We start from the raw sequence: 12,535 nt of genomic DNA, 5'->3' as shown, positions 1-12,535 counted from the left end.
TTCGTCGTGCAGGCAATATTATTTTCGCGGGGCATCGGGTTTTTGCCCGATTACTGGCTGCACCATAAAACGCGTGCCACCCAGTCAAGGTCTTGGGCGGCGATAAATCGGTCCTCATAGGCCGGGTTGAGCGATTTAAGCTCCACGCCAAGCGCCCCGCGTCGGACCAGTTCCTTGGCCATGACTTCACCCTCGGTGGTTTTGACCACAACCCGGTCTTGTGGGCGGATGTTTGACGCCGGACTGACAATGATCAAATCACCATCGCGAAACACTGGCGCCATGGACTCACCTGAGATGCGAAGCCCATAGGCGGTCGGATCATGCATGGCCGGGAACGTAATATCTTCCCATGCGCCACCAACCGGATAGCCCGCATCATCGAAATACCCGCGATTGCCAGCCTGGGCAAAGCCGATCACCGGGATACGCCCGGCGCCATTGCCATCCACCAGTTCGGAAAACTCGCGAAAACTGACATCGGTGACCGATAAAACCTTGGAAATGCTTTCGGTCGACGGCCAGCGCGATTTGCCCTGATTGGTGGTGCGTTTGGACCGGTTGAATGTCGTCGGGTCAAGCTGTGCCAGACGTGCCAATCCCGACGGGGTTAACCCGTGGTCGGTGGCAATCTGATCAAGGGCGGCCCAAATTTGTTGATGTCGGATCATGCCCCATCCTAGCAGGCCGTGTGCCCAAAACGGAAGGAATTAATTCCTGTAAATAGCGCAAATAATGCCTGCCGTTCGGGCCAGTGTTTTAGTCGTTATTCGGGATTATCGGCAGAGCACTGATGTTATCAAACAGGTCGGGTTTTCCCATCTGCCCGCCTTTAAGCAGCATCGGCAGGCCATCAAGATATGGCGTGTCAGCATGTGCGCGGATGACCGGGGCACCAGCATCAAAGTCAGCAGCAAAAGACAGGCTGTTGATGCCAAGTTCCTGCACCGCAAGGCTTGATGTATCGCCCCCGGCAATGGCCAAAAACCCAAGGGCGGTGTTTTGACAAATCTGGGCAATGAAGGCCGCACTGGCACGCGCCAACGCGTGACTGCCAATGTCGTGATTGCGATCATCGGACAGCGATACCAAAAGGTGATTGCCCGCGTTCAGGGTCGACAGGCTATCGCCAATAAGGACTTTGACCCCGGCGGGGTCAAGCAGGTCTTTCGGCGCGATGCTGCGTTTGACATAGGTGCTGGCATTTTCGACTTGCCCGGCGGTATGGGACGACCGGCTTCCGGCAAAGGCAAAGACCGGCCCCGCGCGACGGGATGCTTTGGCCCCGCTTTGCACTGTTGGGGAAAAGGATGGAAACAGGGCCTGCGCGACACTGCTGGCCCCAACGCACAGGGTCGGAACGGTTTTGGCAATGTCACGGATCGCTTCACCAATGGTCAGAAGGTCAGTGTCATCGGTTACATCAAACAGCGTTTCACATTCCCCGGCGTCCAAACGGCGGCGGATTTCATTGATCAGGGCAACGCGGCCCTTGCGAATGATGGTAAAATCAATCAGGCCGATATTGGGCCAGCCTTGCGCGGCAAGGTGGCGGCACAGATTGGCTTCATGCATCGGGGTTACCGGGTGCACCGACATCACCGGATGACGATCAATGCGGTAAATATGCCCGTTACCCGCCCCGGCGAACAAATTGCCCATCAGGCAGAACCGTCGCAATGATGGCTGCCCGCCAATAACCGCCTTCCAGCGTGTGCCGACCGATTGTGCGTAACGGTCCGCAACAGCGGCAATGTTGCCGATGTCCGGGCTACTGTCGAATGTTGAGCAGACTTTGAAGTGATAGAGACCGCACTTCGTGCGTGCCAGTGCATCGGCAAGGGGGCCGATGGTCGCAACGCTGTCATCGACCGTAAGGGCACGAAGCGACGTTGCGACACCAATGGCATCCAGATCGTTTGTGCTGTCTAATGGTGCCGGTGCGTTCAAATACAGGCGTGTTGAAAGTCCGGCCCGCGCCAGTGTCGCCAGCGTATCAGAAGCGCCCGTGAAATCATCAGCACAGAAAACGATCTTGGTCATGAGATGTCTAGCCCCGCGCACCATAGAATGTCAGGGCCTCGGCCAGTTCGGAATGACCCGTGGCATGTTTTTCAAGGCTGACGCCCGCCTCGCAGGCATCCCATGCCTGACGCAGGCTTTTGATCCCGGCACTGGGGCCAGACGGATGGGCCAAAATGCCCCCCCCGGCAAGAAACATGAAATCAGCCGATCCGACCGCCTCATAGGTGGCCGGAATGGTACCGGCCCATTGCCCGGATGAGAAGACTGGCAGAACGTGGTCTTCGTCACCATTGCCCGGTGCCAATGGCTCGGCACAGATTTGGGCGGATGCCTGCACTTCGCTGTCTTCGTCGCAGAATTTGCCACCCATGCCATGCACATGCATATGGTCCATGCCGGTCAGACGATACAGCGTCTGATAAGCCGGAAACGCCATACCAATCAGCGGATGGCGCGATAACGCACCAAACCCGTTGCGATGCCCGTGCAGCACAAGGTCGGTCGATCCGCGCAGAGTTTGCAAGGCCGACAAGCCGGTCCAGTTCATGCTGACCATCGCGCACGACCCGCCGTGTTCGGCGATCAAATCAGCATGGCGGCGCATGGCATCGGTTTCATCGGTAATGTTAAAGGCAATCATCACATCGCGCCCGGTGCGGTCGCGATAGGCACGCACCCGTTCCATAACCGCCGGAATGCGGTCCGTGATCGGGGCGGATGCCGGATTGGCGCAGACTTCATCATCCTTGATGAAATCAACCCCGGCCTCGCACAGTTGTTCGACCAGATCGGCAATGTCATGGGTACGCATGCCGACATTGGGTTTAATGATCGTGCCAAAGAACGGCCGGTCATGAACCTTCATTAGCACCCGTGTGCCCTTGGTTCCGGCAACCGGATAGTCATACAGATCGCGATAGGCCTTGGGCAGTTTGATGTCCATCAGCTTAAGCCCGGTGACTTCGCCAAGGTCATAGAGGTTGCCTGAAACCGTGGCTGCCAGTGTCGCCAGATTATGCCCGATATTATCGACGGGAAAACCAACCCGGACTTCAGCCCGGCGGTATGGCCCATTGATGCCGCGTGCGGTCAAATAGGCACTTTGCAGGCTGGGATGATCAGCCGGGGCCAGTTCACGGATCGACAAAACGCTGGCCGCACAACGTTCGCGCAGTTCGTCGGTTTCCCCGGCAACGCGTACGAACGTGCCGCTGCTTTGCTCACCGGCAATGATGGTGGCGATTTTTTCGGGCTCGAACGGTGTTTCGATCAGATAGCGGGCTTCAATCAGGTCCATGGCTCAGATTTCCGACAGCGACGGGAAGGGACGGATCGGGTCTTTGCCGTTCCAGCCAATCGACGCCTCATAAATGGATTTGAACAGGCGGCCTTTGGGGCCGACCACTTCGGACAGCTCAATCACTGTGCCCGGATGCATTTCCTTATCGAAATAGACAAACCGGCCATTGTCCCCGACCTTGCCGCTCATCTTGACGGCAAAACCCTTGCTTTGCATCAGGGCCAGATCATTGTCGAAATCTTCGGTCCAATAGGCAACATGTTGCAGGCCGGTGTTCCCTGCCTTTTGGAAGTCGCGATACATCGACGGCGCGTCGTTGCGCGTCTGGATCAGTTCGACCTGAACATAGCCGGAATTGGCAAGGGCGACCGAGTTATGAACGTCATAGGATTTGCCGTCATACTGGTAATCTTCGATCGGCACCTTGGGGTTATAATACCACGGGCCAACACCCATCGTTTCGGCCCAATAGTCCATGGCCGCTTCGATATCGGGCACAACGTAACCGAGCTGGCGAATTTCGCCGAGAAATCTGCTCATGTTTCCTCACTTAATCCAGAAGGTTGGGCAACCAGACGGAGATCGCCGGTATGCAGGTCACTGCGAGCAGCGACAAAAACAGGGGAAGAAGGAAGGGCAACCCGCCCCGGATCACCCGGTGCAGCGGCATCTTGGCGATGATGCTGACCATATAAAGGCTCATGCCGACAGGCGGGGTCAGAAGCCCGATCATCAGGTTAAGCACAAACACGATACCAAGTTGCAGCGGATCAACGCCCGCCGCCATCATCGCCGGGGTAATGATCGGGGCGATGATCAGGATGGCGGCAATTGATTCCAGGAACATGCCGACCACCAGCAACAACACATTGACAATCAACAGCAACACCAAAGGATCGCTTGAAAGTCCCAGCAAGAACTCGCTGGCGGTGGCAGGCAGACGGTCCATGGTCAGAACCCAGGCAAACAGGGCGGCGGTCGACACGATGAACAACACACTGCCGGTCGCATCGACCGTATCGCGGGCGGCCGTGACCACCCGTTTAAGGTCAAGCTGGCGATAGACAAATTTACCAATCAAAAGCGCATAGGCCACCGTGACACCGGCAACTTCGGTCGGCCCGAAATAGCCCGATATCAACCCGCCGATCAAAAGGACCGGTGCGGCCAGGGCGGGTAGGGAAATGACGAATTTGCGCGCAAAGGCGGCAATCGAAAATTTCACTTCATCGCGCGGCAATTTGTAAATCCGCGCCATCACCGCGACCTGCGCCATCAACAGGAGGGTGATCAGAACGGCGGGGACAATCCCGGCAATCAGCAATTTGACCGCCGACACATTGGCGACCGAGGCAAAGATAATGATCGGAATGCTGGGCGGGAAAATCGGCCCGATGGTCGCCGCCGCCATGGTGATGCCCGATGCAAACTCGGCCGAATAGCCCTGCTTGCGCATCATCTTGATCTGAACCGCACCCAGCGCGCCAATATCGGCCAAGGCCGCACCCGACACACCCGAAAAGATCAGGCTGACCAGCACGCTGACCTGTGCGGTGCCGCCCCGAATCCAGCCAACCATCATGCGCACCAGTTCAAACAAATGATTGGTCACACCCGACAGGCTGAGCAGGTTGGCGGCAAAGATAAACAGCGGCACGGCCAGAAGCGGGGTTGAATCAAGTGCATTGACCGTGCGCTGGGCCAGAACCGTCATTGGCAGGTTAAACAGGATCATCACGGTCGCGGACGACAGACCAAGGCACACCGCAATCGGCAGGCGAATGATCATGAGTGCCAGAAACAGGATAAGAAGCGTTGCACTCATCATTTCTTGGGATCCTTGGACGTATCTTCAGCCAGTATTCCCGCTGACATTTCCTTGGCGATGGCATCGGCAATCGGATTGCCGCTTTCGGCGTTCCCGTCTTCGCCTTCGTAATCCGGGGCGGTTTCGGTGCGTGTGATCAGCCGATAGAGTGCGACGATCAACAAAAGGACAATGGCCATCACCACCGGCGCATAGACCGCGTAATTTGGCATGCTCAACGACGGGGTGGTGAATTTGCCCGCCCGGCTTAAAAATTTATAAAGTGAAAACAGGAAGATACCGGCAAAGCCCGTGATCAGCGCATAATTGGCAAAGCGTAGGATCGCCTGACCGCGCGCATGCAAGGCACTGTACAGAAGGTCAATCGCGATATGGCGGTTATGCAGCATCAAGGCCGGAACGGCGAAAAACACCAGCGCGACATTGGCAATGCGCGATAGCTCGTCCGCCCACGGCAGACCAAGATCATACATATTGCGCAAGATCACCTGACCGACGACCAGTACCGCCATCAAGGCCAGCATCACCATCGAAAAGGTGGTTAAAACCCGGCAGATACGGTCCAGCCCGCGATAGATCGGGGAGTTCCTGTAAGGCATGACGAAACCTGAAATGATGGGCAATGAAAGTCACGGTAAGGGCGGCTCCCCCGGAAAAATATCCCCCGGAACCGCCCTTTGGTGCGATTATTTTACAGCAGCGATTTCTTCGAAATACGTGGCGTATTTTTCGTCAAAGCGCTCATGCACAAGCTTTTCAACACCTGCACGGAAGGCCGCAACATCAAGCCCGTCATCCGGGCCAATGATCGTCATGCCAGCTTCCTTAAGCTGCTCAAGATCGCCTGCCTCGCTATCAAGGATCATTTTCGATGCTTTGTGGCGCACGGTTTCCGCCGCCTTTTCAATGCCGGCCTTCACGTCATCGGGGAAGCCCTGCCAGATTTCCTCGTTGATCACGACGATCTCGGCGGCCGAAATATGGCCGGTCAGCATCATGTGTGACTGCACATCATACAGTTTATGGACCAATGCAACATTGACCGGATTTTCCTGGCCCTGAACGATGCCCGTCGCAAGGGCGGTCGGAACTTCGGACCAATCGACGGGAACTGGTGCTGCACCAAGGCCCTCAACCGCGGTCAGATACACCGGGGACGGGATGGCGCGGATTTTAACACCGGCCAGATCCGCCGGGGTTTTGATCGCACGGTCGGCGGTCAGCTGACGGGTGCCAAAGTAAAACGCATAGAGCACACGCATGCCGGTATTGTCGATCAGGCCCTGATTAAGCTTTTCCATCACCGGGGAATGAATATCGACAACATTCATCAGGTGATCATAGTCGCGGTACAGATACGGGATATCAAGCACGCCGAAATCTTCATACAGCGAGCTGATGGCACCAGCCGTATTATGCGAAAGGGCGATGGACCCCATCGACACACCTTCGGCCAGTTCCTGAATCTTGCCAAGCTGGGATGACGGATAAACGTCGATCTTGACCTTGCCGTCGGTGTTTTTGGCGACTTCTTCGGCCAGCCAGTCGGCCTGAAGCCCGACAATGCTGGTCGGGGAATTCATGTGGCCGTAATTAAGCTCAATTTCTTGGGCCTGTGCGCCAAGCACCATGGCATTGCAGGATACGGCGGCGGCGAAGGTGGCAACGATATGCCGGAATTTGGTGTGCCAGAGTTTGGTGTGAGTGACCATGGTTTCCTCCCTGATGGTCTATGATTGCTTTTAGCTGTTTTCCGCGTTGGGTTGTTTTTATTTTTGCTTGAATAATCTCAAGGTACGTGAAAGTTTATCCATCATCAAACATCATTAAATGATGCGTTTTGATGTTTTAAGGATAAAAATGCCAAAAACAACCGGGCCGATCATCAAGGATATTGCCGAGCTGTGCGGGGTGTCACCCGCCACGGTAGACCGCGTATTAAACAAGCGCCCCGGTGTACGTGAGCGTACCGCAAAGCGCGTATTGCAGGCCGCAGGCGAACTTGGCTATTTGCCCGAAACCGACATGGTCGAAACCTTCCGGCCCAAACCAATGCAGGTGGTGTTTTTATTGCCATCGGGCACCAATCCGTATTTGCGGCTTTTGGGCGACCGGATCAAAACCGCGGCCGAGGCAACCGCGGGCCAGAACATCCGCGCGCGGTGCTTTTTCATTGACGGGTTTAACCCGCAACTCCTGTCCGAGGCGCTGCGTCAGCATGGGCAAAAGGCCGATGGCATTGCCTTTATGGCGATTGATCATCCGCTGGTGCGTGAAACGGTGTCCGAATTGCAGGATGCCGGTAAACATATGATCACGGTGGTGTCTGACATTTCCGGCGTGCCCCATGCCGCCTATGTCGGGCTTGATAACCGTGCCGTGGGCCGAACAGCGGGCTATATGCTGGGCCGGTTCATGGGACCAAACCGCGTCGAGAAACCCCATCGTGGGCGCGTGGCCCTGATCGCGGCCAGCCGTACTTACCGTGCGCATGAAGAACGCGAAATGGGCTTTTTAAGCCTGATGGAAGAAGCCTTTCCCGGCATGTCGCTGGTGGCCGCCCGCGAAGGCCACGATGACCGCAGCGAAAATTATCACCACACCATGTCCCTGCTTGAAGAATACCCCGATCTGGTCGGGATTTATAATGTTGGGGGTTCGTCCGACGGGGTGGCGCGTGCGCTACGCGAAAGTGGCCGGGGCCGCGACATCATTTTTATCGGCCATGGCCTGACCCCTGACACCCGCCGCTTTTTGCTTGAAGACATCATGGATGTGGTGATCACCCAAAGCCCCGGCGCGATTGTCCAAAATGCGCTGCGCATTTTCGATAATCTGCGCAATGGCAGTGACCCAAACGCCGATGTCGCCAAACTGACCATGGAAGTGGTGGTAAAAGAAAACCTTCCGTGATTTCAGGGCTGTATGTTGGGTGCTCTGATCGGATGCCCTACGATTGGGGGATGTGTTCTGCTATCGGTATAGGAAATTAATCCTTTACAAAAGGAACAAAAAGGGATTATAGCTTGTGCATCAACACCGGAATTGCATCCGGAAGTAGCCGTGATTTTATCGGGTTCGGGCATCAAACGGCCTTGCACAAGCAGCCGTCGCACAGCGCATTGGTCCGACCTGCGATACCGTCACGATAAGGGGAAATCACTGATCAACAGCCATCAAAGGTGCATGGAAAAGCCATGCGCCAACGGTCAGTCACATCCTTTTGCCGCCGGTTTGGCATAACCGACCGGGCGGCGCGTTGCCGGTGTTGGGGATGAGTTCAACATGCAGGAGGGCGACGTGACCGAACAAAGACTTTTCCCAAAACCCCTGTCAGAACGGCCCATCACGCCGTTTGCCAGCGCCGAGCAGGCGTGGTTCTGGTTTGTGCGCTGTCAAACAGCCCGCATCGAAGGGGCGCGCGTGATTGCCGATGCCGGTGAGGTGGTGCGCCCGTGCGATCCTGATGATGTTTATAACGCGGTGATGCGCCTTAAACAGGGCGGGGCTTTGACCGACCGGCATTTGCAGGTGATTGAATATTACGGGCTGGTCGAACGGTTGCCCGATCCGCGCGACCCCCGCGAAGGGCCGAAATATGATCTGTGGTGCGCGACCATGGCTGCCCTTGAACCCGAATTGATTGCGCGTGACATCGTTGAGTTGCGCCCGCCCGAAACCTTTGACAGTGAAGATGTCATGATCGAGATGAGCGGGGATTTATCACCATGCGGGATATAGGTTTTGAGGGCACCGTTAGCGTAAAAACCGTTGGCGGGATGGCGCGCGACTGGGTCGATCAATCGGCATCGGGTCGGGAGGTTTCGGTGCTGGTGGTGTTCGGTGATGCCCCGGAAAAGCCGCTGTTACGTTTCCTGAAACCCGGCTTTCGCCATTGCTTTGTGCTGGTGTCGGGTGCGCGGGCCGGGGAATGGATTTGCCTTGATCCGCAAAGCCATCGCATCCGGTGCGAGACGTGGTGTTATTCGCCGCTATTTGATCCGGCATCCTATTACCGGGCGATTGGCCATCATTGCGTTTGGGCCGACTACCCGCGATCATTGCCGCGCAAAATCCGGTTCGGCCCGATGAGCTGTGTCGAGATGATCAAGCGGCTGTTGGGCATTGGCGGTGTGTGGATTGTCACCCCGCATCAGCTTTATCGCACCCTTGTCAAACGCAGTGAAAGCACGGAAAAATCAGGTCAGGTGCATTTTTCTGAAAAATGTTCTTGATTTGTTCTTTTTAATGTGACATAACAGACAAATCAACACCACACCTGCGCCCGCATGGCTTTTGGCCCTGTGGGCGTTTTTGTTTTCGGCGGTAGGGAATATGTGGCGGGAGGTTCCCGCCTTCGCGGGAATGACGTTTGTTCCATTTTTCATTTTGGGCTCCGTCATCCCCGCGAAGGCGGGGATCTTGTGCCGGATGCTCATGCTCATATCAGGAGGCCCCGATGGGAAGTTTGTTTTCGACACCCAAACCAACAGCAATACACGCCCCTTCGGCAAGCCAAACACCAACGCCAACGCAGAGTGCTGACAGTGCGCAGGACGCAACCCGCACCGCCCGTCAAGAAGCACTGGAACGTCGGCGGTATGGCCGGGCCAGCCTGATTGCGACCGGGCACCGCGGGTTGCTGTCGGACCGGATCAGCCGTGCGGTGAATGGGGCGGCGGGCGGCAAAAATCTGTTGGGGGATTAAGGCATGGCGAGAAAGACAAAGCGAACCTATCGCAAGCCAGTGATGAACGTAGGTGGCGACATGTCGACATCGACCGGGGCATCGGGGCAGCTATCTGGACAGGCGACAGGACAGGCGAGAGGACAGGCGGGCGCGAATACCGGGATGACGATCAGCCCCCATCGCAGCACGCCGCAAAATGACCTTTCGGTTTCGGTCTTACGCCAACGTTATCAGGCCGCCGTTGCCAAACGCCGCACGTGGCTGGCCCATTGGCAGGACTGTTATGAGTTTGCCCTGCCACAACGCAATGGGGCGGCCCTGCAAACCAGTGGTGGCAAACGGCTGGATCGGGTGTTTGATGCAACCGCACCCGATGCGGTCGAACAACTTGCCGCGAGTTTGATGGCCGAAATCACCCCGCCTGCCGGTGGCTGGTTTGATCTGGAGCCGGGCGGCAATGTTGCGGGCGAGGATCGGGCGGTTTTAACCGAACAACTCGGCCGCGCGGTTCGGATTTTACAGGGGCATTTTGACCGATCCAATTTTGCCGTTGAAATGCATCAGGCCTTCTTGGATCTGGTCACGGCGGGCACGGCCTGCCTGCGGCTTGAAAGTGATGATTTCAAAAGCCCGTCGGCCTTTCGTTTTGCCGCCGTGCCGTTACGTGATCTGGTGTTTGAAGAACGGGTTGATGGCAAAATGGATGCGGTGTTTCGCACACTCAGCCTGACCCGATCCGACATTCTCGCCACCTGGCCCGATGCCAAACTGCCAACCATCGCCAAAGGGGAAGATGAGGCACTGGGCCAAAAACGCCACACCGTGATCGAGGCGGTGATGCCCCATGGTACGGAACGCAGTGGCTATGGCCTTTGTGTGTTTTATGCCGATGGGGGGGGCGATGGTGCGCACACCGCCAGTGATGACGTGCTGTTTCGCGATCATTTTGATGTGTCGCCCTATGTTGCCTTTCGCTGGATGAAGGCGCCGGGTGAGATTTATGGCAGGTCGCCTGTGATGAAGGCGCTGCCCGATATTAAAACCGCCAACAAGGTGGTCGAACTGGTGCTTAAAAACGCCTCCATCGCGGTGACGGGTATTTGGCAGGCCGATGATGACGTGGTGCTTAATCCGGCCACCATTCGACTGGTACCGGGAAGCATCATTCCAAAGGCGGTCGGATCGGCGGGGTTAACGCCATTGGATGCACCGGGGCGGTTTGATGTGTCTGATCTGGTTTTAAGCGACCTTCGTGATCGTATCCGGCGCTGCTTGCTGGCCGACCGGTTGGCGCAGGTCGATCAACCGGGCATGACCGCGACCGAGGTGCTTGAAAGGGCATCGGAAAATGCGCGGTTGCTGGGTGCCACCTATGGCCGGTTACAGGCCGAATTGCTCTATCCACTGATCGCGCGCGCCCTTTACATCCTCGCCAAACGCGGGGAGCTGCCCGACATTCCGATTGATGGCGATGTGGTTGTCCTGCGCCATGCCGCCCCCTTGGCACAATTGCCAAAACGGGTAAAGGCCGCACAGGTGCTTGATTGGGTGTCGCGCATCGCAGGACTTGGCCCTGATGCGATGGCGGAGGTCGATGTGCCCGCCATGGTCCATTGGTTGGCCGATCAGTTTGGCGTGCCCGAGCACGTCTTGCGACCCCATTTGCCGCCTGAGGTTTTGGAGGGCACATCATGACCGGCTGGGATTGGTTTGACCCTGACACTGCGGCAAAAGAAGACGATGCCGGCACACACTGGCAGACCTGCTTTGCCAGCGATGCCGGGCAACAGGTTTTGCGCGATCTTGAAACACAATTTATCCGGTCATCCTTGGGCCCGGATGCCGGACAGGCCGCCCTTTGGATGCGCGAAGGGCAGCGTGGATTGGTGTTGCAGATGATGCGGCTGGCGTCACGTGAAACGGGGGAGTGAACGTGTGGCGCTAGATCCCCGCCTTCTCGGGGATGACGAGGCCTAAAATAGCGGTATGGAACGACCGTCATTCCCGCGAAGGCGGGAACCTCGACCCACAAGCTCAATCTATCGCAAACCTCATAAACGGAGAACCGGCATGACAACCATTCCGGCACAGGAAACAGATTCAGAACCCACGACAGAAATCGCAACAGAGACACACCCAGAAACGGGCCCTCTGGTCGATTTCGGACTGGACCAAACACCGGCCCCCGATGTGATCCCAACCGCGCCGGAGGATGTCGAGAGTAATCTGGCGATCATTCCCGACAATCCCGATGGTTATGCGATTTCGGTTGATGAGGGGTTGGGTGGGGTTGATGCGGCGTTGAATGAACGCCTGCACAAGGCCGGGTTTAACAATGCGCAGGCGCAGCTTGTCTATGATCTGGCGGGGGAAATCATTCCCTCGATGGTCGAACAGGTCCAGCAGGCCGGGCAGCGCGCCAGTGACCGGGCGGCCTTGGTGGCGGAATTTGGCGGCGCACAGGCATGGAAATCCCTGGCCCCTAGAATCGAGAAATGGGGCCGTGAAAACTTGCCCGATGTCGCCTTTGACGCAATGTGCCAAACCGCAAGCGGGGTCAAGGCCCTGCACCGGCTGATGACCGCGGGCAAAGAAGCCGGTTTGGGGCGGTCCGACACCTCCGAACCAACCGCCGGAATGCGGTCTGATATTCAGCGCAAAATGAACGATCCGCGCTACTGGCGGGATCGCG

13 protein-coding genes and 1 pseudogene are annotated in these 12,535 nt (G+C 56.9%); 7 read left to right on the top strand and 7 right to left on the bottom strand.

Going from position 1 to position 12,535, the window contains the following annotated elements:
- Window positions 1-50 precede the first annotated feature (50 nt).
- The 7 genes from AMM48_RS10925 to AMM48_RS10895 form a co-directional block, all read right to left on the bottom strand.
- A complete protein-coding gene (locus AMM48_RS10925) occupies window positions 51-671 on the bottom strand; it encodes a helix-turn-helix transcriptional regulator (protein ID WP_102784058.1) in 621 nt (206 codons plus the stop codon).
- A gap of 88 nt (window positions 672-759) precedes the next feature.
- Window positions 760-2,043, bottom strand: a complete 1,284-nt coding sequence (locus AMM48_RS10920) for a four-carbon acid sugar kinase family protein (RefSeq protein ID WP_158246457.1) — start codon at window positions 2,041-2,043, stop codon at window positions 760-762.
- Between the two features lie 7 nt (window positions 2,044-2,050).
- Window positions 2,051-3,322, bottom strand: a complete 1,272-nt coding sequence (locus tag AMM48_RS10915) for a ribulose-bisphosphate carboxylase large subunit family protein (RefSeq protein WP_102784056.1) — start codon at window positions 3,320-3,322, stop codon at window positions 2,051-2,053.
- A gap of 3 nt (window positions 3,323-3,325) precedes the next feature.
- Window positions 3,326-3,865, bottom strand: coding sequence for a VOC family protein (locus tag AMM48_RS10910; RefSeq protein WP_102784055.1), 540 nt, complete (start codon window positions 3,863-3,865; stop codon window positions 3,326-3,328).
- Between the two features lie 10 nt (window positions 3,866-3,875).
- A complete protein-coding gene (locus tag AMM48_RS10905; protein WP_102784141.1) occupies window positions 3,876-5,150 on the bottom strand; it encodes a TRAP transporter large permease in 1,275 nt (424 codons plus the stop codon).
- Window positions 5,150-5,752 carry a TRAP transporter small permease gene (locus AMM48_RS10900; RefSeq protein WP_102784054.1) on the bottom strand — a complete coding sequence of 201 codons (603 nt, stop codon included), beginning with the start codon at window positions 5,750-5,752 and terminating at the stop codon, window positions 5,150-5,152. Before AMM48_RS10900 ends, AMM48_RS10905 begins: the two co-directional genes overlap by 1 nt.
- Before the next feature lie 87 nt (window positions 5,753-5,839).
- Window positions 5,840-6,865, bottom strand: a complete 1,026-nt coding sequence (locus AMM48_RS10895) for a TRAP transporter substrate-binding protein (protein ID WP_198413526.1) — start codon at window positions 6,863-6,865, stop codon at window positions 5,840-5,842.
- 148 nt (window positions 6,866-7,013) lie between these two features.
- Between AMM48_RS10895 and AMM48_RS10890 the strand changes: the two genes are divergently transcribed.
- From AMM48_RS10890 to AMM48_RS10860, 7 genes and pseudogenes are all read left to right on the top strand, one after another.
- The gene (locus tag AMM48_RS10890) at window positions 7,014-8,066 is read left to right on the top strand and encodes a LacI family DNA-binding transcriptional regulator (protein ID WP_102784053.1); all 1,053 of its coding nucleotides are present in this window, start codon (window positions 7,014-7,016) and stop codon (window positions 8,064-8,066) included.
- Between the two features lie 387 nt (window positions 8,067-8,453).
- Complete coding sequence (locus tag AMM48_RS10885; RefSeq protein ID WP_102784052.1) at window positions 8,454-8,894, top strand: hypothetical protein; 441 nt, start codon at window positions 8,454-8,456, stop codon at window positions 8,892-8,894.
- Window positions 8,882-9,388, top strand: a complete 507-nt coding sequence (locus tag AMM48_RS10880) for a hypothetical protein (RefSeq protein WP_102784051.1) — start codon at window positions 8,882-8,884, stop codon at window positions 9,386-9,388. Before AMM48_RS10885 ends, AMM48_RS10880 begins: the two co-directional genes overlap by 13 nt.
- Window positions 9,389-9,612: 224 nt before the next feature.
- Window positions 9,613-9,861, top strand: coding sequence for a hypothetical protein (locus tag AMM48_RS10875; protein ID WP_102784050.1), 249 nt, complete (start codon window positions 9,613-9,615; stop codon window positions 9,859-9,861).
- A gap of 3 nt (window positions 9,862-9,864) precedes the next feature.
- Entirely contained in the window at window positions 9,865-11,538 is a 1,674-nt protein-coding gene (locus AMM48_RS10870) for a portal protein (protein WP_244271195.1), read from the top strand.
- Window positions 11,535-11,774, top strand: a complete 240-nt coding sequence (locus AMM48_RS10865; RefSeq protein ID WP_102784048.1) for a hypothetical protein — start codon at window positions 11,535-11,537, stop codon at window positions 11,772-11,774. Before AMM48_RS10870 ends, AMM48_RS10865 begins: the two co-directional genes overlap by 4 nt.
- 139 nt (window positions 11,775-11,913) lie before the next feature.
- Window positions 11,914-12,535: pseudogene (locus AMM48_RS10860) on the top strand (hypothetical protein); the annotation flags it as partial.

The sequence above is a fragment of the Thalassospira sp. GB04J01 genome, from assembly GCF_000751115.1.
Lineage (GTDB): Bacteria > Pseudomonadota > Alphaproteobacteria > Rhodospirillales > Thalassospiraceae > Thalassospira > Thalassospira lucentensis.
Note: the sequence above shows the minus strand (reverse complement) of the source record. Positions and strands in the feature narration are given on the sequence as shown.